Raw genomic sequence first — 22,628 nt, forward strand, 5'->3', positions numbered from 1 at the left:
CTGACGACCGGCGCGACGCTGCTCCCATGACTGAGACCATCGATCACACCCCCAGCACCGCGCGTGAGGCCGACCCCTTCCCGGTGAAGGGAATGGACGCGGTCGTCTTCGCCGTCGGCAATGCCAAGCAGGCCGCCCACTACTACTCCACGGCCTTCGGCATGAAGCTGGTCGCCTACTCCGGACCGGAGAACGGCAGCCGCGAGACCGCCAGTTACGTCCTCACCAACGGCGCCGCCCGCTTCGTGTTCACCTCCGTCATCAAGGCCACGAGCGACTGGGGCCGCTTCCTCGACGAGCACGTCGCCGCGCACGGCGACGGCGTCGTCGACCTCGCCATCGAGGTGCCGGACGCCCGCGCCGCCTACGCCCACGCCGTCGAGCAGGGCGCCACCGGTCTCGTCGAGCCGTACGAGCTGAAGGACGAGCACGGCACCGTCGTCCTCGCCGCCATCGCCACGTACGGCAAGACCCGCCACACCCTCGTCGAGCGCTCCGGCTACGACGGCCCGTACCTGCCCGGCTACGTCGCCGCCAAGCCGATCGTCGAGCCGCCGGCCAAGCGCACCTTCCAGGCGATCGACCACTGCGTCGGCAACGTCGAGCTCGGCAAGATGAACGAGTGGGTCGCCTTCTACAACAACGTCATGGGCTTCACGAACATGAAGGAGTTCGTGGGCGACGACATCGCGACCGAGTACTCGGCGCTGATGTCCAAGGTCGTCGCCGACGGCACCAAGAAGGTGAAGTTCCCGATCAACGAGCCGGCGATCGCGAAGAAGAAGTCGCAGATCGACGAGTACCTCGAGTTCTACGGCGGCCCCGGCGTCCAGCACATCGCCCTCGCCACCAACGACATCGTCGCCACCGTAAGGGCGATGCGGGCCGCGGGCGTCGAGTTCCTGTCCGTCCCCGACGCGTACTACGACACGCTCGGCGAGTGGGTCGGCGACACCCGTGTCCCCATCGACGAGCTGCGCGAGCTGAAGATCCTCGCGGACCGCGACGAGGACGGCTACCTGCTGCAGATCTTCACCAAGCCGGTCCAGGACCGCCCGACCGTCTTCTTCGAGATGATCGAGCGGCACGGGTCGATGGGCTTCGGCAAGGGCAACTTCAAGGCGCTGTTCGAGGCGATCGAGCGCGAGCAGGAGAAGCGCGGCAACCTCTAGCCGCCACCGCGAGGACGAGGCCCGGCCGCCGGGCCCCGTCCTCGCGCCGCGCGTGCGGGCCCGCGCCACGGGCCGCGACGGCGGGCAAGGGGGGGCCCCGCACCAGCGGGACGGAGCCCCACACGACGGGGCGGAGGCGCCCACCCGCACGGGGCGGCGTCCCTGGCAGGCGCGACCCGCGCGCGTGGCGCCGCCCCGCGCGCGGCGTTACGCGCGCTCGGCCGGCGGCGCCGGTGGGGTCGGCTTCGGCGGGCGGGGGCCCACGGCGTCGTCCGGGAGCGTGTCCGGCGGGTCGCCCAGCACCGTCAGCGCCTGCCTCGCCCGCGCCGCGAGGAGCGGCGAGAAGTGGGGGTTGGTCCGCAGGGCCTCCGCGAGGTGGCGCCGCGCGGGCCCGTCGGCGCCGAGCGCCCGCTCGATCTCGCCGCGGTGGTAGGCGAAGAGCGCGCTGCGCAGCCCCTCGTCCGTCGCCCGCTTCGCGTACTCCAGCCCCTCCTCCGACTCGCCCGACCGGTGCAGCGCCCACCCCAGGGCGTCCGCCACCTGCGTCGAGCGGTGCCCCCGCGCCCACTCCGCCCGCAGCCGCCGCACCGCCGCCGCCGGGTCGCCGTGCTCGGCCTCCAGCAGGCCGAGGACCACCTCCGCCCGCGGCCAGCCGCCGGTCCGGGCCCGCTCGTACAGCGCCTGCGCCTCACCGTCCCGGTCCAGCGCCTCGTACAGCTCGCCCGCCTCGAGGAAGTACTCCGGCAGCGGCAGCCGCTCCAGGGCCGCCTGCCAGTCGCGGACCGCCTCCCGCGTCCGGCCGAGGGCCGCGAGGGCGCGGGCGCGGCCCGCGAGCGACGGGGCGTGGTCCCGTACGAGTCCCAGCGCCGCCCCGTACTGCCCCAGCGCCTCCGCCGGCTCGCCCCGCTCCCACGCGAGGTCGCCGAGCCGGGCCAGGGCCGCCGCCTTCTCCGTCGGCGCCTTGGCGAGGGCCACCGCGTCCAGGGCCGCCGCGCCCGCGTCCTCGCGCCAGCCGCGGTCGCGGTACATCTGCGCCGAGCGGGTGCTGACCACCGCGCCCGAGTGGAGTCCGGCCAGCGTCTCCGTCGCCGTCCGCGCCGCCTTGTAGTCGCCGAGGCCGTTGTACGCGTCGATGAGCACGGGGTACGCCGACCAGCGCTTCGGGCTCGCCGTGCGCACCCGCTCGCCCCACTCCTTCGCCGTCTTCCAGTCCCCGCGGGCGTTGGCCAGCGCCGCCATCCCCAGTTGGGCGTCCAGGTTGCCGCGCGCGGCCGGCCGCACCGCGAACGAACGCTTCAGGGCGTGCTCCGCGCGCGGGAGGTCCGCCGCGTCCGCGCGCCGCAGCCCCCGCTCCGTGTAGGCGGCGCCCAGCACCGCCCAGGACGCCTCGTCACCCGGATGGGCCCGCAGCCACGTCTCCCGGTCGGCAATCAGCGCGGCCAGATCCGGCAGGGCCGCCTGCGCCCCCGCGTTCGCCGCGTCCACCGCCCGCTCGACGGGACCGGGCGCGGGCGGCGGCGTCCGGCCGACCAGCTCGGGCACGTACAGCAGCGCCGTCGCCGCGAGCACCGCGCCCACGCCGCAGGCGAGGACCGTCCTCGACACGTTCTCGGTCTTCATGGCGCTCACTGTGCGCCCGCGCGCGGCTGTACGAAGAGCACACGAGCGCCCGTTCCGGCGGGTTCACACCGATGGCCCCGGGTGCCACGCTGGTCGTATGGACGATCTTCAGCAGAGCGATCCTCGCACCGGCCACCCGGCCGGACTCGACCCGGCCGGACTCGACCCGGCCGGGCCCGGCCCCTCCCGGCTCCACCAGGCCCTCGCCGCCGGGCTGCCCGCCGAGGCCCTGATCACCGACCCCGACGTCATGGCCTCCTACGCCCACGACATGGCGAGCTTCTGCACGGCCGGCACCCCCGCGGCCGTCGTGCTCCCGCGCACCGTGGAACAGGTCCAGCACGTCATGCGCACCGCGACCGAGCTGCGGGTCCCCGTCGTCCCGCAGGGCGCCCGCACCGGCCTGTCCGGCGCCGCCAACGCCTCCGACGGCTGCGTCGTCCTGTCCCTGGTCAGGATGGACCGCATCCTGGAGATCGACCCGGTCGACCGGATCGCCGTCGTCGAACCGGGCGTGATCAACGCCGTGCTGTCCCGCGCCGTCGCCGAGCACGGGCTGTACTACCCGCCGGACCCCTCCAGCTGGGAGATGTGCACCATCGGCGGCAACATCGGCACCGCGTCCGGCGGTCTGTGCTGCGTGAAGTACGGGGTCACCGCCGAGTACGTGCTCGGCCTGGACGTCGTCCTCGCCGACGGACGGCTGCTCAGGACCGGCCGCCGCACCGCCAAGGGCGTCGCCGGATACGACCTGACCCGCCTCTTCGTCGGCTCCGAGGGCACGCTCGGCATCGTCGTCGGGGCGGTGCTCGCGCTGCGGCCGCAGCCGCCCGTCCAGCTCGCGCTCGCGGCCGAGTTCCCCACCGCCGAGGCCGCCTGTGCGGCCGTCTGCGCGATCATGGAGCGCGGCCACACCCCGTCGCTCCTCGAACTGATGGACGGCACCACCGTCCGGGCCGTCAACGCGCTGGCCCACATGGGCCTGCCCGACACCACCGAGGCACTGCTCCTGTGCGCCTTCGACACGCCCGACCCGGCCGCCGATCTGGCCGCCGTGGGGGAGCTCTGCCGGGCCGCGGGCGCCACGGAGGTCGTACCGGCCGACGACGTCGCCGAATCCGAACTGCTCCTCCAGGCACGCCGGCTCGCGCTCACCGCCCTGGAGACCGTCAGGACGGCCACGATGATCGACGACGTGTGCGTGCCGCGCACCCGGCTCGCCGCGATGCTCTCGGGCACGGCGGCGATCGCCGCGAAGCACGGGCTGACCATCGGGGTCTGCGCGCACGCGGGAGACGGCAACACCCATCCCGTCGTCTGCTTCGACCACGCCGACGAGGACGAGTCGCGGCGGGCGCGGGAGTCCTTCGACGAGATCATGGCGCTCGGGCTGGAACTCGGCGGCACGATCACCGGCGAGCACGGGGTGGGCGTCCTGAAGAAGGAGTGGCTGGCGAGGGAGCTGGGGCCGGTGGGCGTCGAGCTGCAGCGCGGGATCAAGCGGACCTTCGACCCGCTGGGCCTGCTGAACCCCGGCAAGGTCTTCTGAAGCCGTTCCGGGCCCGGCCTGCCGCGGGTGCCGGAAGCTCACAGCTCGCCGTCGCCGGACTCGTCCGACGGCCACGGGTCGCGCAGCCACAGGTCGTCCCCCACGACGGTCGTGGCCAGGAGCTCGGCGAGCCCCTCGTCGATGCCGAGCTGCTCGGCCTCCGTGCCCGGCGGGACCGCGCGCAGGGTCCGCTCCAGCCAGGCGGACACCTGCGCGGACGGTGCCTCCAGGAGGGCGTCGCCGTCGGGGGAGGAGAGCGCCATCAGGATGACGTTGCGGCCGTCGACCTTCGTCGGCCAGACGCGGACGTCGCCGTGGCCGCAGGGCCGGAAGACGCCTTCGACGAGGAGTTCGCGGGCGAAGGTCCAGTTGACGGGGTGGTCGGATCCGATGTGGAAGGTGATGTGGACGGCGTACGGGTCGTCCACCCGGTAGGCGAGCCGGGCCGGGACGGGGATCGAGCGCTCGGGGGAGAGGACCAGCCTCAGCTCCAGCTCGCGCTCGACGACGTTGTTCTCGGTGTTCTGCATGGTCCTGTCTCCCTGTGCGGTGGGTACGTGGAGGGTCCTTCACAGGGAGAGAGCGGGGTCGGACGGATCCATTACGCGACTTCGGGAGAGTTTCCGGGAAATTTTTTCCCGGGCCCGAGGATCACCCTGTGTGACGAAAATGCGGAGGTGTCCCTCGAAGGCGGGCTTTCTGGCGGGCTCCTTGTCCGTGCGGCGGCGTTCTTCGTTACTGTCCTCCTTGGGCTCGGCGCGGTCGGTGCGGACGGAGCGCGGCCCTGGCGGATCAAAGGCGTTGTGACTGAACGGAGTCGGGGCAGTGGCTACTCCTCCTGGAGGCGGCGGAGAGGTACCGCAGGCGGGGTACTACCCGGACCCGTCCATTCCGGGTTACATCCGGTACTGGAACGGCGGCGCGTGGGTCCCCGGTACGAGCCGGCCGGCCCCCAAGGAGGGCGAGGCCCTGCCGGCCCCGCCGGTCTCCGTCGCCCCCCTGCTCGCCGCGAGCCCGGCGCCGGCGCCGTCGGTGCCGGCCGTGCCCGCGGTCGAGGAGACCGGACCGGTCTTCCTCGACGAGGATCCCGAACCGGCGTCCCCCTCCCCTGCCCCGGCCCGCGAGACCGCCCCGGCGGACCCGGTGGACCCGGCGGCCGCCCCGCAGGAGCCCTCGACCGCCTGGCAGGCGACCACCGACCGCCAGACCGGCTTCGGCGGCGAACGCGACCAGAAGGTCTCCTGGGGCGGCACCCCGGACCCGCGCGCCGCGTGGCCCGCGGCCGGCGCCACCGGCGCACCGGCGGACGGCTCCGGTACGGCGCGCCCCGACCGGCCCGCGGCCGGCGAGACGGCCGCCCCGGCCCCCGCTCCGGCCTCGGCCCCCGCTCCGGCCCCGGCCCCCGCTCCCGCCCCGGCCCCCGTGCCGGCGGGCCCCGCGGCCCCCGCCCCCGCCTGGCCCGCCGCCGGCGGCACCGCGGCGGCCGACGACGCCGCCGCCCGGGCCGCTCTGCCCGCGCAGGGCTCGGGCAGCACCCCGGCCGCCCCCGGTCCTTCCCCCGCCCCCGCCGAGCCGTCGCCCGCCGCCGCGGCGGCCCCCGCATGGCCCGCGCCCGTGGGTCCGGCCGAGGTCCAGGCCGAAGGCCGTCCCGCCGGCCGGACCGCCGCCCCGGGCGGAGCCGCCGCCCGGCTCGGCGGCCTGCCCGTCAACCCGGCGCCCGCCGCCGCCTCCTGGACCCCCCAGCCGGCTCCGGCCCCGCAGGCCCCCGCCCCGCACATCCCGGCGCCCGCTCCCGCCCCGGCCCCCGCACCGGCGAATCCCGCCGCCCCCGCCCCCACCGCCGGCCTCGCGCCCGGCCCCGCCTCGCCGGACGCCGCCCAGCCCGTGCTGCCCTGGAAGCCGGTGGCCGAGGACCCGTTCCTGTCGGCGGCCCGGGCGCAGGCGGCGGCGCGACCGGCCGGGATGGGGCGGCGGCTCCTGGCCCGGCTCGTCGACACCCTCGTGCTCGGTGCGGCGGTCGGCGCGGTCTCGTACCCCTTCGTCAGCGCCGCCCTCACCCACATCAACGGCAAGATCGAGGCCGCCAAGCAGTCCGGCGTCACCGTCCAGGTGTGGCTGGTCGACTCCACCACCTCCGTGCAGTTCGGCATCGCCCTCGCCGCCTTCCTCGTGCTCGGCGCGCTCTACGAGGCGCTGCCCACCGCCAAGTGGGGCCGGACGCTCGGCAAGAAGCTGTGCGGGATCGAGGTGCGGGACATCGAGGCCCACGAGCCGCCGACCTTCGGCGCCGCGCTGCGCCGCTGGCTGGTCTACGGCGTCCTCGGACTGCTCGCGGTCGGCGTGGTCAACGTGCTGTGGTGCCTGTTCGACCGGCCCTGGCGGCAGTGCTGGCACGACAAGGCGGCCCGTACCTTCGTCGCCCGCTAGGGGCCCCGCCGGTCCTGCCGGGTTCGCGGCACCGGACGCCGCTCCCTGATCCGGCCCGGCCGACGGGGCGCCCCCGGGGGCCGGCGGCAGGCCACCCGCGGGGCCGTCGCTCGAACGGGCGGCGATTCCTTGCGGGGGCCCGGGCGCCGGGGTGCACTGCCCCCATGAGCAACGATCAGCCGCCGCCGTCCCCGGGACAGCCGCCCGATGACGATCCGTTCCGCAAGAGGCCCCAGGAACCGCCGCCGGGCGGCCCGCCCCCGGGAGGTCCGCCTCCCGGCGGGCCGCCGCCGGGAAGCCCGTACGGCTCGCCCTACGACAGCGCGCCGCCGCCGCCCTACGGCGGCTACGGAGGCGGTTACGGCGGCACCGATCCGCTCGCCGGGATGCCGCCGCTGGCCGAGTCGGGGCGGCGCATCGCCGCCCGCGTCATCGACTGGCTGATCATCGCCATCCCGCTGGCGATCATCGGCATCCCCTTCAAGGTGTACGAACGCGCCGGGGACGAGAACGACTTCGGCGACACCGTCAACAGCCTCAACGGCGGCGGCCAGCTGGTCTTCCAGCTCATCACCATCGTCGCCTACGTCGCCTACGACACCGTCATGACGGCGAAGAACGGCCAGACCCTCGGCAAGAAGCTGATGAAGCTGCGGGTCGCCATGCTCAACGACGGCTCCACGCCGCCGATGAGCACCGCCCTCATCCGCGCGATCGTGCTCTGGCTGCCCGCGCTGATCTGCTGCGCCTGTCTGTGGCCGTTGCTGATCCTGATCCTCATCCTGGTGGACAAGCCGTACAAGCAGGGCCTTCACGACAAGGCGGCCAAGACCGTCGTGGTCTCCGTGCCCCAGTGACCCTTCGGGTCAACCGGGCCGAAAAGGACGAGTGTTACGAACCGACCCGGGTGTCGGCCCCCGCCCCCACGGGCGCGGCCGGCACCCGGATCCCGTTGTCCGCGCGGTCGGACGGGCTTGTGGCGACCGGAGTCTTGACGTGCCTCGTGCGGACCGGCATCGTCACCGCCACCAGCACACCGAGCATCAGGCCGGCGGCGCAGACCGCCGCGATGCCGAGCGTCGCGGTCGTGCCGGAGAGCAGCAGCAGGGCGACGGTCGAGAGCACGACGGTGGCCGAACCGTAGGCGAGCTGTGCGGCGTTCGGTCGCTGCATGGCGGTTACCGTCCCTCGGGCGCGTGGCGACTGGCGACTCTACGACGGTGGATGCCCGAGGGGAACCGGCGGTAAGCGTGACCTTACCCACGGCTCCGGTGCACGGGGGGCGCAGGGGCGCACGGCCGTGGCAGCCTGCGGCCCCGGAAGTTGGTTCGATGTTCGACTATCGGAAATCCGCTCCTGCATAGTGCAGTTGGTCTGTCCAAGTCAAGATCTGTCTTTTCTGCTTCATCTCCGGTCGAATGTCGTCACTTGTGACGCGCGAACCCGCCGAGCGGACACCCCACCACCGGTCCGCGGCGAGGAGCGCCGGGGAGGACAGATCCAAGTGACCATCAGACGACGGGCCATCAGAGCGTCCGCGGTCGTCGTGGCGCTCGCGGCCACCGCCGCCACCGCCTCGACCTTCAGCACCGCGTGGGCCGACGACCACTCGGGCGCACCCACGACCGCTCCGCGGGCCGTGGACAAGCTCACGGTCGACCACGACCTCGAGGGTCCGTTCAGCAAGCAGCAGGAGCAGCAGCGCAAGGCCGCCATCGAGCAGGTGCTCAACGGCGAGTCCAAGGTCGAGCGCCGCAACGGCTCCCAGGTCGTCAAGCTCGACAGCAAGAAGTACGTCGAGCTCGGCCGCGAGAAGACCGACAAGATCTTCACCATCCTCGTCGAGTTCGGCGACCAGGTCGACACCACGACCCTGGTCGACCGCAAGGACGACGACACCACCGAGCTGAAGCCGAAGTACGGCGGCACGCCCGGCCCGCTGCACAACCAGATAGCCAAGCCCGACCGCTCGAAGGACAACTCGACGGCCTGGCAGGAGGACTACGACCAGAAGCACTTCCAGGACCTGTACTTCGGCACCGGCAAGGACGCCTTCGGCCGGCCGAAGCAGTCCCTGAAGACCTACTACGAGAAGACCTCGTCCGGCCGCTACTCGGTCGACGGCCAGGTCTCCGACTGGGTCAAGCTCCCCTACAACGAGGCCCGCTACGGCTCCAACTACTGCGGCCAGTCCAACTGCGCCAACGTGTGGGACACGGTCCGCGACGGCGTCACCGCCTGGGTCGCCGACCAGAAGGCCAAGGGCAAGTCGGACGCCGAGATCAAGTCGACGCTGGCCCAGTACGACCTGTGGGACCGCTACGACTTCGACGCCGACGGCAACTTCAACGAGCCCGACGGCTACATCGACCACTTCCAGCTCGTGCACGCGGGCGAGGACGAGTCGGCCGGCGGCGGCGCCCAGGGCGGCGACGCCCTGTGGGCCCACCGCTGGTACGCGTACGGCACCAACGCCGGCAAGACCGGCCCCGAGAACAACAAGGCCGGCGGCACCCAGATCGGCGACACCGGCATCTGGGTCGGCGACTACACCGTGCAGCCGGAGAACGGCGGCCTCGGCGTCTTCGCGCACGAGTACGGCCACGACCTCGGTCTGCCGGACCACTACGACACCGCCGGCGGCGAGAACTCGACCGGCTACTGGACGCTCATGTCGTCCGGTTCCTGGCTCGGCACCGGCAAGGACGCCATCGGCGACCTGCCCGGCGACATGACCTCGTGGGACAAGCTGCAGCTCGGCTGGCTCAACTACGCCAAGGTCAACGACTGGCAGCGCGGTACGAAGACCACCCACAAGCTGGGCGTGTCCGAGTACAACACCAAGAACCCGCAGGCGCTCCTCGTCGAGCTGCCGAAGAAGGCCGTCACCACCGACGTCGTGGCCCCCGCCGAGGGTGCCACCCAGTGGTGGAGCGACATGGGTGACGACCTCAAGAACACCCTGACCCGTTCCGTCGACCTGACCGGCAAGAGCTCGGCCTCCCTGGAGCTCCAGGGCTGGTACGACATCGAGCTGGACTACGACTACCTCTACACCGAGGTGTCGACGGACGGCGGCGCCAACTGGACGGCCGTCGACGGCACCGCCAACGGCAAGCCGCTCCCGCGCGACGCGTCCGGCGCCCCGGCGCTGACCGACGTCTCCGGCGCGTACCAGAAGCTGGTCTACGACCTGAACGCCTACGCGGGCAAGAAGTTCGACCTCCGCTTCCGCTACCAGACGGACGGCGGCGCGGGCGGCAAGGGCTTCGCGGCCGACGCCATCACCCTGACCGCCGACGGCGCCACGGTCTTCTCGGACAACGCCGAGAACGGTGCCAACGGCTGGACCGCCAAGGGCTTCCAGCGCATCGGCAAGGGCTTCACGAAGGAGTACGAGCAGTACTACATCGCGGAGAACCGCCAGTACGTGTCGTACGACAAGACCCTCGAGGTCGGCCCGTACAACTTCGGCTTCGCCGGTGACAAGGCGAGCTGGGTCGAGCACTACCCGTACCAGACCGGCCTGCTGATCTGGAAGTGGGACCTGTCCCAGAAGGACAACAACACCTCCCAGCACCCGGGTGCCGGCCTCGTCCTCCCGGTCGACGCCCACCCGAGCCCGCTGAAGTGGCGTGACGGCACCCTGATGCGCAACCGCGTCCAGGCGTACGACTCGCCGTTCGGCCTCACCCGCACCGACGGCTTCCAGCTGCACAAGGCGGGCGAGCCGACCTGGGTCCCGTCGCAGGCCGGCAACCCGGTCTTCGACGACCGCAAGGGTGTCTACTGGTTCGCCGAGACCCCGCGCGCGGGTGTCCAGGTTACTGACACCAACACCAAGATCCAGGTCCTGAAGGAAGCGAAGGACGGCTCGACGATCACCGTCCAGGTGGGTCCGTCGACGAAGTAACGACGAGATTTTCTGAATCGTCGCAGGTCAAAGCATGATCGGCCGTCGCCCTCTAGCGGGCGGCGGCCGATCGTGTTTAGGTGCGTCTTACGGCCTCGGCCGCCCGACCTTATTGACAGTCGTTCCACGGGGGAGTGGTTCCGCATGCCCAACGGAGGGTTCAGCCGACTGCCGGGAGGCAGTGTCGTCGTCGCCATAGGACTGCCCAGCCCGGCCGGCGACGGGGCCACCGTCCGCTTCCTGGTGCACGCGGCGAACCGGGCCCGCGCCCTGACCCGGCTGCGGAACCTCGGCCTGCGGGCGGTCTACCTCCGCGGCAACACCGAGCCGCCCACCCCGGACGAGATCACGGCCGTGCTGCACCACCCGGACGGCCTGCTGTGGCGCTCCACGCCCGGCCACGCCCAGGAGCTGTGGCACCCCGTACGGTCGCTCCCGAAGGCCGTCTGAGCCCCCGGGCCGGTCCGGGGGCCCCGAAGCCCCCGGGCCGGCCGTCAGCCCGCCACGACCGGCTTGCCGGTCAGCTCCACACCCGCCGCGCGCAGCTCCTCGAGGGCCCGGTCGGTGGTCTGTCTGGCCACCCCGGCCGTCAGGTCGAGCAGCACATGGGTGCGGAAGCCCTCGCGGGCCGCGTCCAGGGCGGTCGCCCGCACGCAGTGGTCGGTGGCGATGCCGACCACGTCGACCTCGGTGACCTTGCGGGCGCGCAGCCACTCGGCGAGCGTGCTGCCGTTCTCGTCGCGCCCTTCGAAGCCGCTGTACGCGGCCGCGTAGGCGCCCTTGTCGAAGACCGCGTCGACGGCGCCGCTGGCGACGGCCGGCGCGAAGTTCGGATGGAAGCCGACGCCCTCGGTGCCCGCCACGCAGTGCCGCGGCCAGGAGTCCACGTAGTCCGGCTGCTCCGAGAAGTGGCCGCCCGGGTCGACGTGGTGGTCGCGGGTGGCGACCACGTGCTGGTAGGCGGCGCCGCCCGCGGCGCCCACCAGTTCGGTGACGGCGGCGGCGACGTCCGCGCCCCCGGCCACCGCGAGGCTGCCGCCCTCGCAGAAGTCGTTCTGTACGTCCACAACGATCAGTGCGCGGTGCATGGCGGGTTCCTTCGCGAGCGGGCGGTCGGGGTCGGGTTCGAGCCTAGAGACTTCCCCCTCCGCGGGGGAGGGGGCGCTCTCGAGGCGTCGCGCGGGTCGCGCGGGGCGTCACACGTACTCGGTCGGCAGGACCGGCTCGCCCCGCGACAGCTGGATCGCCGACATCGGCAGTGCCGCGCGGGCCGCGATGTGACGGGTCCTGGCCGCCTCCAGGGGCTCGCGGGCCACCACGTCGCCGCCCTTGACCAGCTCGACCAGGAGCTGCCGGTCGACGAGGGCGGCCGGGACGGGGCCGGTGCCGACGACCTCGGCCTCGGCGATCCCGTCGGCGTCCACCCGGCGGGCGGCCCACTTGCGCCCGCCGACGGAGGCCTTGCCGCCCACCGACTTCTTCGCCACCGGAACGAGCGGCGCCTTCGGATCGGCGGAGGAGGCACGGGCGACCAGCTTGTAGACCATCGAGCAGGTCGGGTGACCGCTGCCGGTGACCAGCTGGGTGCCCACCCCGTACGCGTCGACCGGCGCGGCCGCGAGCGAGGCGATGGCGTACTCGTCCAGGTCGGAGGTCACCACGATCCTGGTGCCGGTCGCGCCCAGCTCGTCGAGCTGCTGCCGCACCCGGTGGGCGACGAGCAGCAGGTCGCCGGAGTCGATCCGGACCGCCCCGAGCCCGGTCCCGGCCACCTCGACGGCGGTGCGGACGGCCTCGGTGACGTCGTAGGTGTCCACCAGGAGGGTGGTGCCGCCGCCCAGCGAGTCCACCTGGGCCCGGAAGGCGTCGCGCTCGGTGTCGTGCAGCAGGGTGAAGGCGTGGGCGGAGGTGCCGACGGTCGGGATGCCGTAGCGGAAACCGGCCGCCAGGTCCGAGGTGGAGTCGAAGCCGCCCACGTAGGCGGCCCGCGAGGAGGCCACGGCGGCGAGCTCGTGGGTGCGCCGGGCGCCCATCTCGATCAGCCGCCGGCCGCCCGCGGCGGCCGACATGCGGGAGGCCGCCGCGGCGATGGCGGAGTCGTGGTTGAGGATGGACAGGATCACGGTCTCCAGGAGCACGCACTCCGCGAAGGAGCCCTCGACCCGCAGGATCGGCGAGCCGGGGAAGTACACCTCGCCCTCGGGGTATCCCCAGATGTCGCCGGAGAAGCGGTAGTGCCCGAGCCATTCCAGGGTCGGCTCGTCGACGATGCCCCGCTCGCGCAGGAAGCCGAGCACGGCCGGGTCGAAGCGGAAGTTCTCGACGGCGTCCAGGACCCGCCCGATGCCCGCCACCACGCCGTAGCGCCGCCCCTCGGGCAGCCGGCGGGTGAAGACCTCGAAGACGGACCTGCGGTCCGCCGTCCCGGCCCTGAGGGCCGCCTGGAGCATGGTCAGCTCGTACTGGTCGGTGAAGAGCGCGGTCGACGGCACGTCCACCGGCAGCCCAAGGTCCGCAGCGTTCATGTGAGGATGCTACCGCAGTATTCGTCACATTGACGAATAGGCGGTCCGGGCAGGTGGCACCGGGCGTGCCGCGTGCGGGTGGCCCCGTTTGTGCGGCGGGCCGGTCGGGGTGGCAGCATGGGCTGAGTGAGCGTTGCGCCTATCGAGATCGAACGGACCGCATCGGCCGAGGAGGTCTCCGCCGTCGTCGAACCCGACGTGCCCTGGGTGACCCTCGTGCACAACGACCCGGTCAACCTGATGAGCTATGTCACCTACGTCTTCCAGGCGTACTTCGGCTACTCCAAGGACAAGGCGCACAAGCTGATGCTCGACGTGCACAACAAGGGCCGCGCGGTGGTCTCCAGCGGCACCCGCGAGGAGATGGAACGGGACGTGCAGGCGATGCACGGCTACGGCCTGTGGGCGACCCTGTCGCAGGACCGCGGCTGATGGCGGGGCACTTCGAGGCGCTGCCCGGCGGCGGCGCGGCCGTCGCGCTCGACGAGGTCGAGATCTCCATCCTGCGCTCCCTCGCCGTCCAGCTCATGGAACTGATCGGTCCCGGCGACGAGCCCGCCGAGGGTGAGGACCCGCTGGCCGCCCTCTTCGCCGAGGGGCCCAGCGAGCCGCCCTCCGACCCGGCGCTGCGCCGGCTGTTCCCCGACGCGTACGGGGACGACACCGACGAGCTGCGGCAGGCCGCTGCCGACTTCCGCCGCTTCACCGAGAACGACCTGCGGACCCGCAAGCGCGAGGACGCGCTCACCGTGGTCCGCACCCTCGACGCGGTCGCCTCGGCGGCGGCCGGCGAGGGCGGCGGGGTCCTCGAGCTCACCGCGGACCAGTCCCGTTGCTGGCTCGGCGCGCTCAACGACCTGCGGCTGACGATCGGCACCCGGCTCGAGGTCACGGACGACGACGAGGGCGAGCGCCTCTACCGGCTGCCCGACTCCGACCCGCGCAAGCCCATGGTGATGGCCTACCTCTGGCTGGGCGGCCTGCAGGAGTCGCTCGTCGGCACCCTGATGCCGTAACGCGGCCCCCGTCCGCGCCGGCGGGCGTTCGCTCAGCGGACGCTCAAATCCGCATAACGAATACGTCACCAAAGAGTCCACCTTTGCCGCGCCCAGTCCTCTTTGTCCACATTTTGGTGTGATGTGGGTCACGAAAGCCCCCGTCGATCACTGTGAACGCCGTGATAAATCTTCACGACCACCCGGGGACGCCACCCCTGTCCCCGGGGGCGCTTCGACCGGCTGACCGCCGGTGGCACTCCATCCACATCCGGGGGGATCAGGACCTGATCCGCAGCACACACGGCCCAGCGGCCGGCGCGCGGATCAGCATGGAGAAAGGCGCACCACCATGACCTCAGTGCAGGTCGACAAGCAGCACGACGGCACCGACGGGGCCGTGGACGGCGGCGAGGGCTACCAGCGTGGCCTCGGCGCCCGGCAGATCCAGATGATCGCGATCGGCGGCGCCATCGGCACCGGCCTCTTCCTCGGCGCGGGCAAGGCCATCGCCAAGGCCGGCCCCAGCCTGATCCTCGCCTACGCCATCGCGGGCCTGGTCATCTTCTTCATCATGCGGGCCCTGGGCGAACTGCTCATGTACCGCCCCGTGTCCGGCTCCTTCTCGGAGTACGCGCGCGAGTTCATCGGCCCCTTCGCGGGCTTCGTGACCGGCTGGACGTACTGGCTCTTCTGGGTCGTCACCGGCATCACCGAGGTCACCGCCGCCGCCACCTACATGACGTACTGGTGGAACATCCCGCAGTGGATCTCCGCCCTCGTCTTCACCGTGATCCTCTACGGCGCCAACCTGATCTCCGTGAAGCTCTTCGGCGAGCTGGAGTTCTGGTTCTCCATGGTCAAGGTCACCGCCATCATCGGCATGATCCTGATCTGCGCCGGCATCCTCACCGTCGGCTTCTCCGACGCCGCCGAGACCGCCTCCGTCGCCAACCTCTGGAACGACCGCGGCTTCTTCCCGAACGGCATCGGCAACACGCTGATGACGCTCCAGATCGTCATGTTCGCCTTCCTCGCGGTCGAGCTGGTCGGCGTCACCGCCGGCGAGTCCAAGGACCCGAAGACCGTCCTGCCCAAGGCCATCAACACCGTGCCGTGGCGCATCGCCGTCTTCTACGTCGGCGCGCTGATCATGATCCTGTCGGTCGTGCCGTGGTCCGAGTTCAAGCCCGGCGTCTCCCCGTTCGTCGCGGCCTTCGAGAAGATGGGCCTCGGCGTCGGCGCCGCCATCGTCAACTTCGTCGTCCTGACCGCGGCCCTGTCCTCCTGCAACTCGGGCATGTACTCCACCGGCCGCATGCTGCGCGACCTCGCGCTCAACGGCCAGGGCCCGAAGGTCTTCACGCGGCTGACGAAGAACGGCACCCCGCTGCTCGGCCTGACCTTCTCCGCCGCCCTGATGCTCGTCGGCGTCTGGATCAACTACGTCGCCCCGGGCAAGGCCTTCGAGTACGTCGTCTCCTTCGCGACCATCTCCGGCATGTGGGCCTGGATCATGATCCTGGTCTGCCAGATCCGCTACCGCGCCAAGGCCGACCGCGGCGAGCTGCCCGAGTCCACCTTCAAGGCCCCGGGCGCCCCCTGGACCAGCTGGTTCGCGCTGCTCTTCATCGGCATGGTCATCGTGATGATGGGCATCGACGAGGGCGCCCGCGTCTCGCTGTACTGCGCGCCGCTGTGGGGCCTGATCCTCGCCGTGTCCTACCTCGTGCTCAAGGCCCGCAACCCCGAGGGCGCCGCCTTCACCAAGCGGTCGTAACACCCCCGACCTGCACGGTCTCAGCATCCGGGCCGCTTCGTACCAAGCTTCGGTACGGGGCGGCCCGTCTGCTTATCCTGTCGTCATGCTGACCATCACCCGGGCCCTGTACGACCAGATCGTGGAACACTCCCGCGCGGACCACCCCGACGAGGCCTGCGGCGTGGTCGCCGGTCCGGTCGGCAGCGGCCGCCCCGAGCGCTTCATCCCCATGCTGAACGCGGCGCGCTCGCCCACCTTCTACGAGTTCGACTCCGGCGACCTGCTGAAGCTCTACCGCGAGATGGACGACCGGGACGAGGAGCCCGTGATCATCTACCACTCGCACACGGCGACCGAGGCGTACCCCTCCCGTACGGACATCTCCTACGCCAACGAGCCGCAGGCCCACTACGTCCTCGTCTCCACCGCCGACACCGACGGCGCCGGCCCCTTCCAGTTCCGCTCCTACACGATCGTCGACGGCGTCGTGGAGGAGGAAGAGGTCCGGATCGTCGAGGCGTACGAGTGAACGACCCGTCCGCGTGAACGGCCCCGCGCGCGTGCGACACTGAGCGCGACCAACGGGCGGCAGGACCCAGGAAGCCGGTGCGAATCCGGCGCGGTCCCGCCACTGTGACCGCCCCCTCGGGGGCGCGAGCCAGGAACTGACCTGCCGCCTCTCACCACCGACCGGGGACGAGGAAATCCCCGTCAGGAGGCAACCGCCATGTCCTGGCGCCGCACGGTGCTGCCCGCCGCCGCACTGCTGCCCCTGCTCGCCGCCTGCTCCGCACCGGCCGCCGAGCAGCCCACCGCGAAGCCCGCCCCCGGCTTCCCGTACACCGTCACCAACTGCGGCGTGACGACCACCTACCAGGCCCCGCCGAAGCGCGCGGTGACCATGAACCAGCACGTCACCGAGATCATGCTCGCCCTCGGCCTGCACACGTCCCTGGCGGGCACCGCCTACCTGGACGACGCGGTCCTGCCCGCCTACAAGAAGGCGTACGACTCCGTCCCCGTCCTCGCCAAGGAGTACCCCTCCAAGGAGGCACTCCTCGCCGCGAATCCCGACTTCGTCTACGGCGGCTACTCCACCGCCTTCGACGCCAAGGCCGGCCGCGGCCGCGACGACCTCGAGCGCTCCGGCATCGCCACCCGCCTCAACACCGAGTACTGCCCCTCCGGCACCCCCTCCTTCGACGACCTCTACCGCGAGGTCACCGAGGTCGGCCGCACCTTCGGCGTGCCCGACCGCGCCGAACGCTGGACCCGCGAGGCCCGCGCCCGCCTCGCCGCCACCGACAAGCGCCTGACGGGCACCCCGCCCGTCTCCGTCTTCGTCTACGACAGCGGCGACAAGACCGCCTTCACCGCCGGCGGCAAGGGCATCGGCAACGAGCTGATCACCCGCGCCGGCGGCCGCAACGTCTTCGCCGACCTCGACAAGCCCTTCGGCGACGCCGGCTGGGAACAGGTCGTCGCCCGCAAGCCCGACGTCATCCTCATCTACGACTACGGCTCCACCACCGTCGAGCAGAAGAAGCGGCGCCTCCTCGACGACCCCGCCCTGCGCGAGGTCCCCGCCGTGAAGAACCGCCGCTTCGCCGTCCTGCCGCTGTCCGACACCGTCCTCGGCGTCCGGGTCCCGGCGGCCGTCGACAAGCTGGCCGCCCAGCTGCACCCGGCCGCCGCCTCCGCCCCGTGAAGCGCGCCGCGACGGGCCGCGTCCGCCACCCCGCCGTCGTCGCCGGACTGCTGGTGGCGCTCGCCGCGGCCGTCCTGGCCTCGCTGGCGCTCGGCTCCGTCCGCATCCCGCCCGGCCAGGTGCTCGACGCCCTGACCGGCCGGGCCGGACCCTCGCCGTACCGGACCATCGTCCTGGACGTCCGGCTGCCGCGGGTGCTGCTCGGCGCGGTCGTCGGCGCCGGACTCGCCGTCGTCGGCGCCGTCCTGCAGGCCCTGGTCCGCAACCGGCTCGCCGACCCCTTCCTGCTCGGGATCTCCTCCGGCGCCTCCGCCGGGGCGGTCCTCGTCCTGGTCGTCGGCGTCGGCGGCGGCGTCACCACCACCCTCGCCCTGCCCGCCGGTGCCTTCGCCGGCGCCCTGCTCGCCCTCGTCCTCGTCTACGCCCTGGCCCGCCGCGGCGGCACCATGACCGGCGCCCGCCTGGTCCTCGCCGGCGTGGCCGTCTCCTACATCCTGTCCGCCCTGACCACCCTGCTCCTGGTCGTCGCCGGGCGGCCCGAGCAGTTCCAGGAGGCCCTGTTCTGGTCCCTCGGCGGCCTCGGCAGCGCCCGCTGGGACAGCCTCCTGCTGCCCGTGACGGCCGTCGCCGCGGGCACCGCCCTGCTGATCGCCCTCGCCCGGCCGCTCGACCTGCTCCTCGTCGGCGAGGAGGACGCCGTCGTCCTCGGCCTGGACGCGGCCCGCTTCCGCGCCGCCGTCTTCGTCCTCGCCTCCCTGGTCACCGCCGTCCTGGTCGCGGCCAGCGGCGCCGTCGGCTTCGTCGGCCTGATGGTCCCGCACGCCGCCCGCATGGCCGTCGGCGCCCCCCACCGCCGCCTCCTGCCGGTCACCGCCCTCGGCGGGGCGCTCGCCCTGGTCCTGGCCGACCTCGCCGCCCGTACCGTCGCCCCGCCCCAGGACATCCCCGTCGGGGTCCTCACCGCCCTGACCGGCGGCCCGTTCCTCCTGTGGCTGATGCGCCGCCGCCCCGAAGGAGCGACGGCGTGACGCCCCGCCCGGTCGAGAACGGTGACCCCGCGCGCCCCCGCCCGGTCGAGAACGGTGACCCGGCGCGCCGCCGCCCGCCCGAACTGCGCGTCGAGCGGCTCGGTTACGAGGACCGGCTGCACGCGGCCGACCTCGTGGTGCGGCCCGGCGAGACCGTCGGCCTCGTCGGCCCCAACGGCAGCGGCAAGAGCACCCTGCTGCGCTGCGTCTACGGCACCCTCGCCCCCACCACCGGCCGCGCCCTGCTCGACGGCGAGGACCTCCAGGCGATCGGACCCCGGGCGCGGGCCCGGCGGGTGGCCACCGTGCCGCAGGAGAACACCGCCGAGTTCGAGCTCACCGTCCGCGAACTCGTCGCCCTCGGCCGCTCCCCGCACAAGCGCTTCTGGGAGGGCGACACCGCCCGGGACCGTGCCCTCGCCGACCGGGCCCTGGCCCGGGTCGGCCTCGCCGGCCTCGCCGGCCGCCCCTTCCCCGACCTCTCCGGCGGCGAACGGCAGCGCGCCCTCGTCGCCCGCGCCCTCGTCCAGGACCCGGCCCTGCTCGTCCTCGACGAGCCCACCAACCACCTGGACATCCGCTACCAGCTGGAAACCCTCGCCCTCGTCCGCGACGTGGGCACCACCAACCTCCTCGCGCTGCACGACCTCACCCTCGCCGCGGCCCACTGCGACCGCCTCTACGTCCTCAAGGAGGGACGAGTGGTCGCCGAAGGGCCGCCCGCGGACGTGCTCACCCCGGCCCTGCTCCACGCCGTATACGGCGTGGAAGCCGAGGTCATCCCGCATCCGCGCACCGGAACCCCGCTCGTCGTCTATCTGCCCCGTCCGCGCCTCGAGCGAGATCTGTCCGTCATGTGAGATCACATTCCGGAACCCGGACCGGGAATCGATACGATGACCGCATGGTTTCCCACGACGTGAGCGAAGAGGCGCCGGGCACACCCCTGCCCGCCGCGTCCGCCGGCGCTCACTCCGCCTCCGCGCTCCTCGGAGCCTTCGGAGGCGGAGCGGCGCGGCTGCACGTCGACCTGTGCCGCCTCGCCAGCGCGATGTGTCCGCCGCGCGCTGCTCGCTGAACGACCGGCTCGAGCGCACCTCCAGCACGACCCCCTTCCCGCGCGGGGGCCCCAGCCGCGCGCCCACCACGTCACTCCGCCCTTCCGACAGGAGCCCACGTCATGGCCATCGAGGTCCGCATCCCGACCATCCTCCGCACCTACACCGACGGCGCCAAGGCCGTCGAGGGCAGCGGTGAGACCCTCGCCGAGCTCTTCGCCGACCTGGAGTCCCGCCACGCCGGGATCGAGGCCCGCATCGTCGACGGCGACAAGCTCCGCCGCTTCGTCAACGTCTACCTGAACGACGAGGACGTCCGCTTCCTCGACGGCATCGACACCAAGCTCGCCGACGGTGACAACGTCACGATCCTGCCGGCCGTGGCCGGCGGCATGGTCTGATCCACATGCGTTACGACTCCCCGCTGGCGGCGGTCGGCAACACGCCGCTGGTCCGGCTGCCGCGGCTCTCCCCGTCGGACGACGTCCGCATCTGGGCCAAGCTGGAGGACCGCAACCCCACCGGCTCGGTCAAGGACCGCCCCGCGCTCCACATGATCGAGCAGGCCGAGAAGGACGGCCGGCTCACCCCCGGCTGCACCATCCTCGAACCCACCAGCGGCAACACCGGCATCTCCCTCGCCATGGCGGCCAAGCTCAAGGGCTACCGCATCGTCTGCGTCATGCCGGAGAACACCAGCGAGGAGCGCCGGCAGCTGCTCACCATGTGGGGCGCCGAGATCATCTCGTCCCCCGCGGCGGGCGGCTCCAACACGGCCGTACGGGTCGCCAAGGAGCTCGCCGGACAGCACCCGGACTGGGTCATGCTCTACCAGTACGGCAACCCGGACAACGCGGGCGCCCACTACGCCACCACCGGCCCCGAGATCCTCGCCGACCTGCCCTCGATCACCCACTTCGTCGCCGGACTCGGCACCACCGGCACCCTCATGGGCGTCGGCCGCTACCTGCGCGAACACAAGCCCGATGTGAAGGTCGTCGCCGCGGAGCCCCGCTACGACGACCTGGTCTACGGCCTGCGCAACCTCGACGAGGGCTTCGTCCCCGAGCTGTACGACGCCTCCGTCCTCACCACCCGCTTCTCGGTCGGCTCGGCCGACGCCGTCACCCGCACCCGCGAACTCCTCCAGCAGGAGGGCATCTTCGCGGGCGTCTCCACCGGCGCGGCCCTGCACGCCGCCATCGGCGTCGGCAGGAAGGCCCTCAAGGCGGGCGAGAGCGCCGACATCGTCTTCCTCGTCGCCGACGGCGGCTGGAAGTACCTGTCCACCGGCCTCTACACCGCGGCCACCACGGAAGAGGCCATCGCGACGGTCCAGGACCAGCTCTGGGCCTGAGCCCCCCGCCGCACGTCAGCGCGCCAGATGGCGGACCTGGTCCCACACCACCGGGTCCGCCGTCCCCACCCTCCGGCGGAACTCCCACACCGGCACGTCCCGCAGCTCGTCCGTCTCCAGGAAGCTCGGACGCCCCTGGGCATCGCCCACCGCGCCCGGCGGCAGCGCGATCACCCCCGGCCGCTCGTCGTGGTACCTGCTGGTGATCTTGGCGACCAGCGCACGGTCCCCGCGCAGCGCGAGGACCAGGCACGGCCGGTCCTTCGAGCCCGGCCCGTCCTCGTACGGCACGTCCGCCCACCAGATCTCCCCGGCCCGCGGCAGCCGCTCCGGCATCCGCCCCGCAGCCCGGCCCCGCGGAGCCTGACGCACCGGCGGCCGCCCCGGCGGACGGGTCCGCCCGGCCGGACGGCGCCCCGAGCGGCGCCATCCGTCGGCGAGCGCCACCACCAGCGCGAGCACCACCACCGCGATCAGCGCGGGCCACCACGACGTGTCCATACCTCAAGACCGTACCGTCGCGCCCGCCACTCGGCCGGGACGCCCCGCCATCCATCCGAACCGGTGACAGAGCCCGTGAGTTCGCCCACAACGGGCCGCCACGGAGGAGCGACAGGCGGCCACGCACCGTACGCTCGACCCACCGCACGACCTCCCCTCTCAGCGCGCTTTCCGCACCCGTCCACGGAGGTTCACGCTCCATGAAGCTCACCGTCGTCGGCTGCTCCGGGTCGTTCCCGTCCGCGGAATCGGCCTGTTCGAGCTACCTGGTAGAGGCCGACGGCTTCCGGCTGCTCCTCGACATGGGCAACGGCGCCCTCGGCGAGCTGCAGCGCCACATCGGTCTGTACGACCTCGACGCGATCTTCCTCAGCCATCTGCACGCCGACCACTGCATCGACATGTGCGGCTACTTCGTGGCCCGGTACTACCGCCACGAGGGGGGCCGCTGCGACGCGATCCCGGTCTTCGCCCCCGAGGGCGCGGAACAGCGGCTGACCACGGCGTACGCGGACACGCCGTCGCCGACGTCGATGAGCGAGGTCTTCGGCTTCCAGACGCTGAAGTCCGGCACCTTCGAGGTGGGGCCGTTCACCGTCCGTACGGAGAAGGTCTGCCATCCGGTGGAGGCGTACGGCATCCGGATCGAGCACGCCGGCCGCACGCTCACCTATTCGGGTGACACCGGCGTCTGCGACGCCCTCGACGAGCTGGCGCGCGGCGCGGACCTCTTCCTCTGCGAGGCGTCCTTCACCCACGGCAAGGAGGACGTCCCCGACCTCCACCTCAACGGCCGCGAGGCCGGCGCCCACGCCGCCCGCGCCGGCGTGCGCCGTCTGGTGCTGACCCACATCCCGCCGTGGACGGACGGCGAGCGGAACCTGGCGGACGCCCGCGAGGTGTTCACGGGGCCGGCGGAGCTGGCGTACGCCGGCGCGGTCTACGAGGTCTGAGCCGTACGGACCCGCCGACGGCCAGGGGCCCGGAACCGTACGGTTCCGGGCCCCTGGTGC

Annotated in this window: 23 protein-coding genes and 1 riboswitch; of the genes, 17 read left to right on the top strand and 6 right to left on the bottom strand. The window is 72.6% G+C overall.

All coding sequences use genetic code 11. The annotated features are described in order from the left end of the window. Positions 1-26 precede the first annotated feature (26 nt). The gene (gene hppD / locus ABD954_RS21500) at positions 27-1,172 is read left to right on the top strand and encodes a 4-hydroxyphenylpyruvate dioxygenase (protein WP_345487930.1); all 1,146 of its coding nucleotides are present in this window, start codon (positions 27-29) and stop codon (positions 1,170-1,172) included. 207 nt (positions 1,173-1,379) lie between these two features. Here hppD and ABD954_RS21505 read toward each other — a convergent pair whose 3' ends face one another. After that, positions 1,380-2,792, bottom strand: a complete 1,413-nt coding sequence (locus ABD954_RS21505) for a tetratricopeptide repeat protein (RefSeq protein WP_345487932.1) — start codon at positions 2,790-2,792, stop codon at positions 1,380-1,382. A gap of 97 nt (positions 2,793-2,889) precedes the next feature. On the opposite strand from ABD954_RS21505, the gene ABD954_RS21510 reads away from it, so the two are divergent. Next, positions 2,890-4,341, top strand: a complete 1,452-nt coding sequence (locus tag ABD954_RS21510; protein ID WP_345487934.1) for an FAD-binding oxidoreductase — start codon at positions 2,890-2,892, stop codon at positions 4,339-4,341. A gap of 38 nt (positions 4,342-4,379) precedes the next feature. Here ABD954_RS21510 and ABD954_RS21515 read toward each other — a convergent pair whose 3' ends face one another. Next, positions 4,380-4,871 (bottom strand): SsgA family sporulation/cell division regulator, encoded by a 492-nt coding sequence (locus ABD954_RS21515; RefSeq protein WP_345487936.1) that lies wholly within the window; start codon positions 4,869-4,871, stop codon positions 4,380-4,382. A 295-nt stretch (positions 4,872-5,166) separates the two neighbouring features. Here ABD954_RS21515 and ABD954_RS21520 point away from each other — a divergent pair, with 295 nt between their 5' ends. Together ABD954_RS21520 and ABD954_RS21525 are read left to right on the top strand one after the other, a co-directional pair. After that, positions 5,167-6,768, top strand: a complete 1,602-nt coding sequence (locus tag ABD954_RS21520) for an RDD family protein (RefSeq protein WP_345487938.1) — start codon at positions 5,167-5,169, stop codon at positions 6,766-6,768. Between the two features lie 164 nt (positions 6,769-6,932). After that, on the top strand, positions 6,933-7,625 hold the full coding sequence (locus ABD954_RS21525) for an RDD family protein (protein ID WP_345487940.1): 693 nt from the start codon (positions 6,933-6,935) through the stop codon (positions 7,623-7,625). A 34-nt stretch (positions 7,626-7,659) separates the two neighbouring features. Here the strand turns inward: ABD954_RS21525 and ABD954_RS21530 are convergent, their stop codons facing one another. Beyond that, positions 7,660-7,941 (bottom strand): hypothetical protein, encoded by a 282-nt coding sequence (locus ABD954_RS21530; protein WP_345487942.1) that lies wholly within the window; start codon positions 7,939-7,941, stop codon positions 7,660-7,662. 331 nt (positions 7,942-8,272) lie between these two features. Between ABD954_RS21530 and ABD954_RS21535 the strand changes: the two genes are divergently transcribed. Further along, positions 8,273-10,681, top strand: coding sequence for an immune inhibitor A domain-containing protein (locus tag ABD954_RS21535; RefSeq protein WP_345487944.1), 2,409 nt, complete (start codon positions 8,273-8,275; stop codon positions 10,679-10,681). Between the two features lie 144 nt (positions 10,682-10,825). Continuing rightward, entirely contained in the window at positions 10,826-11,131 is a 306-nt protein-coding gene (locus tag ABD954_RS21540; RefSeq protein ID WP_345487946.1) for a hypothetical protein, read from the top strand. A gap of 44 nt (positions 11,132-11,175) precedes the next feature. On the opposite strand, the gene ABD954_RS21545 is transcribed toward ABD954_RS21540, so the two are convergent. Both ABD954_RS21545 and ABD954_RS21550 read right to left on the bottom strand, forming a co-directional pair. Then, a complete protein-coding gene (locus ABD954_RS21545) occupies positions 11,176-11,769 on the bottom strand; it encodes an isochorismatase family protein (RefSeq protein ID WP_345487948.1) in 594 nt (197 codons plus the stop codon). Positions 11,770-11,877: 108 nt separating this feature from the next. Next, positions 11,878-13,206 carry a nicotinate phosphoribosyltransferase gene (locus ABD954_RS21550; protein ID WP_345487950.1) on the bottom strand — a complete coding sequence of 443 codons (1,329 nt, stop codon included), beginning with the start codon at positions 13,204-13,206 and terminating at the stop codon, positions 11,878-11,880. A gap of 126 nt (positions 13,207-13,332) precedes the next feature. On the opposite strand from ABD954_RS21550, the gene clpS reads away from it, so the two are divergent. The 10 genes from clpS (at position 13,333) to ABD954_RS21600 (ending at position 21,114) form a co-directional block, all read left to right on the top strand. Beyond that, entirely contained in the window at positions 13,333-13,638 is a 306-nt protein-coding gene (clpS, locus tag ABD954_RS21555; RefSeq protein WP_345487951.1) for an ATP-dependent Clp protease adapter ClpS, read from the top strand. After that, entirely contained in the window at positions 13,638-14,222 is a 585-nt protein-coding gene (locus ABD954_RS21560) for a DUF2017 domain-containing protein (protein WP_345487953.1), read from the top strand. Before clpS ends, ABD954_RS21560 begins: the two co-directional genes overlap by 1 nt. Before the next feature lie 331 nt (positions 14,223-14,553). Beyond that, on the top strand, positions 14,554-15,981 hold the full coding sequence (locus tag ABD954_RS21565) for an amino acid permease (protein ID WP_345487955.1): 1,428 nt from the start codon (positions 14,554-14,556) through the stop codon (positions 15,979-15,981). Between the two features lie 85 nt (positions 15,982-16,066). Continuing rightward, positions 16,067-16,492: a M67 family metallopeptidase gene (locus tag ABD954_RS21570; protein ID WP_345487957.1), complete on the top strand. Its 426-nt coding sequence runs from the start codon at positions 16,067-16,069 to the stop codon at positions 16,490-16,492. A gap of 44 nt (positions 16,493-16,536) precedes the next feature. Continuing rightward, a riboswitch (cobalamin riboswitch) is annotated at positions 16,537-16,651 on the top strand. 39 nt (positions 16,652-16,690) lie between these two features. Beyond that, positions 16,691-17,671 (top strand): ABC transporter substrate-binding protein, encoded by a 981-nt coding sequence (locus ABD954_RS21575; protein WP_345487959.1) that lies wholly within the window; start codon positions 16,691-16,693, stop codon positions 17,669-17,671. Then, positions 17,668-18,699 (top strand): FecCD family ABC transporter permease, encoded by a 1,032-nt coding sequence (locus ABD954_RS21580; RefSeq protein WP_345487961.1) that lies wholly within the window; start codon positions 17,668-17,670, stop codon positions 18,697-18,699. The genes ABD954_RS21575 and ABD954_RS21580 overlap by 4 nt, the downstream gene beginning before the upstream one ends. An 83-nt stretch (positions 18,700-18,782) precedes the next feature. Continuing rightward, complete coding sequence (locus ABD954_RS21585; protein ID WP_382745920.1) at positions 18,783-19,559, top strand: ABC transporter ATP-binding protein; 777 nt, start codon at positions 18,783-18,785, stop codon at positions 19,557-19,559. 44 nt (positions 19,560-19,603) lie between these two features. Next, complete coding sequence (locus ABD954_RS21590) at positions 19,604-19,777, top strand: putative leader peptide (RefSeq protein WP_345487963.1); 174 nt, start codon at positions 19,604-19,606, stop codon at positions 19,775-19,777. A gap of 102 nt (positions 19,778-19,879) precedes the next feature. Further along, positions 19,880-20,158, top strand: a complete 279-nt coding sequence (locus ABD954_RS21595) for a MoaD/ThiS family protein (RefSeq protein WP_345487964.1) — start codon at positions 19,880-19,882, stop codon at positions 20,156-20,158. Between the two features lie 5 nt (positions 20,159-20,163). After that, positions 20,164-21,114 carry a PLP-dependent cysteine synthase family protein gene (locus ABD954_RS21600; RefSeq protein ID WP_345487966.1) on the top strand — a complete coding sequence of 317 codons (951 nt, stop codon included), beginning with the start codon at positions 20,164-20,166 and terminating at the stop codon, positions 21,112-21,114. Between the two features lie 15 nt (positions 21,115-21,129). Here the strand turns inward: ABD954_RS21600 and ABD954_RS21605 are convergent, their stop codons facing one another. Then, positions 21,130-21,615 (bottom strand): type II toxin-antitoxin system PemK/MazF family toxin, encoded by a 486-nt coding sequence (locus ABD954_RS21605; RefSeq protein WP_345487968.1) that lies wholly within the window; start codon positions 21,613-21,615, stop codon positions 21,130-21,132. Between the two features lie 200 nt (positions 21,616-21,815). Here ABD954_RS21605 and ABD954_RS21610 point away from each other — a divergent pair, with 200 nt between their 5' ends. Then, on the top strand, positions 21,816-22,568 hold the full coding sequence (locus ABD954_RS21610; protein WP_345487970.1) for an MBL fold metallo-hydrolase: 753 nt from the start codon (positions 21,816-21,818) through the stop codon (positions 22,566-22,568). Positions 22,569-22,628: the final 60 nt, after the last annotated feature.

It is taken from the genome of Streptomyces roseoviridis, assembly GCF_039535235.1.
GTDB lineage: Bacteria > Actinomycetota > Actinomycetes > Streptomycetales > Streptomycetaceae > Streptomyces > Streptomyces roseoviridis.

What these genes read in the sequence shown, in the direction of transcription:
- hppD (WP_345487930.1), top strand. Translation starts at nt 27, where the DNA reads ATGACTGAGACCATCGATCACACCCCCAGCACCGCGCGTGAGGCCGAC.
- ABD954_RS21610 (WP_345487970.1), top strand. Translation starts at nt 21,816, where the DNA reads ATGAAGCTCACCGTCGTCGGCTGCTCCGGGTCGTTCCCGTCCGCGGAA.
- ABD954_RS21565 (WP_345487955.1), top strand. Translation starts at nt 14,554, where the DNA reads ATGACCTCAGTGCAGGTCGACAAGCAGCACGACGGCACCGACGGGGCC.
- ABD954_RS21505 (WP_345487932.1), bottom strand. Translation starts at nt 2,792, where the DNA reads ATGAAGACCGAGAACGTGTCGAGGACGGTCCTCGCCTGCGGCGTGGGC.
- ABD954_RS21575 (WP_345487959.1), top strand. Translation starts at nt 16,691, where the DNA reads ATGTCCTGGCGCCGCACGGTGCTGCCCGCCGCCGCACTGCTGCCCCTG.
- ABD954_RS21545 (WP_345487948.1), bottom strand. Translation starts at nt 11,769, where the DNA reads ATGCACCGCGCACTGATCGTTGTGGACGTACAGAACGACTTCTGCGAG.
- ABD954_RS21595 (WP_345487964.1), top strand. Translation starts at nt 19,880, where the DNA reads ATGGCCATCGAGGTCCGCATCCCGACCATCCTCCGCACCTACACCGAC.
- ABD954_RS21600 (WP_345487966.1), top strand. Translation starts at nt 20,164, where the DNA reads ATGCGTTACGACTCCCCGCTGGCGGCGGTCGGCAACACGCCGCTGGTC.
- ABD954_RS21515 (WP_345487936.1), bottom strand. Translation starts at nt 4,871, where the DNA reads ATGCAGAACACCGAGAACAACGTCGTCGAGCGCGAGCTGGAGCTGAGG.
- ABD954_RS21525 (WP_345487940.1), top strand. Translation starts at nt 6,933, where the DNA reads ATGAGCAACGATCAGCCGCCGCCGTCCCCGGGACAGCCGCCCGATGAC.
- ABD954_RS21550 (WP_345487950.1), bottom strand. Translation starts at nt 13,206, where the DNA reads ATGAACGCTGCGGACCTTGGGCTGCCGGTGGACGTGCCGTCGACCGCG.
- ABD954_RS21605 (WP_345487968.1), bottom strand. Translation starts at nt 21,615, where the DNA reads ATGGACACGTCGTGGTGGCCCGCGCTGATCGCGGTGGTGGTGCTCGCG.
- ABD954_RS21560 (WP_345487953.1), top strand. Translation starts at nt 13,638, where the DNA reads ATGGCGGGGCACTTCGAGGCGCTGCCCGGCGGCGGCGCGGCCGTCGCG.
- ABD954_RS21510 (WP_345487934.1), top strand. Translation starts at nt 2,890, where the DNA reads ATGGACGATCTTCAGCAGAGCGATCCTCGCACCGGCCACCCGGCCGGA.
- ABD954_RS21540 (WP_345487946.1), top strand. Translation starts at nt 10,826, where the DNA reads ATGCCCAACGGAGGGTTCAGCCGACTGCCGGGAGGCAGTGTCGTCGTC.
- ABD954_RS21570 (WP_345487957.1), top strand. Translation starts at nt 16,067, where the DNA reads ATGCTGACCATCACCCGGGCCCTGTACGACCAGATCGTGGAACACTCC.
- ABD954_RS21530 (WP_345487942.1), bottom strand. Translation starts at nt 7,941, where the DNA reads ATGCAGCGACCGAACGCCGCACAGCTCGCCTACGGTTCGGCCACCGTC.
- ABD954_RS21590 (WP_345487963.1), top strand. Translation starts at nt 19,604, where the DNA reads ATGGTTTCCCACGACGTGAGCGAAGAGGCGCCGGGCACACCCCTGCCC.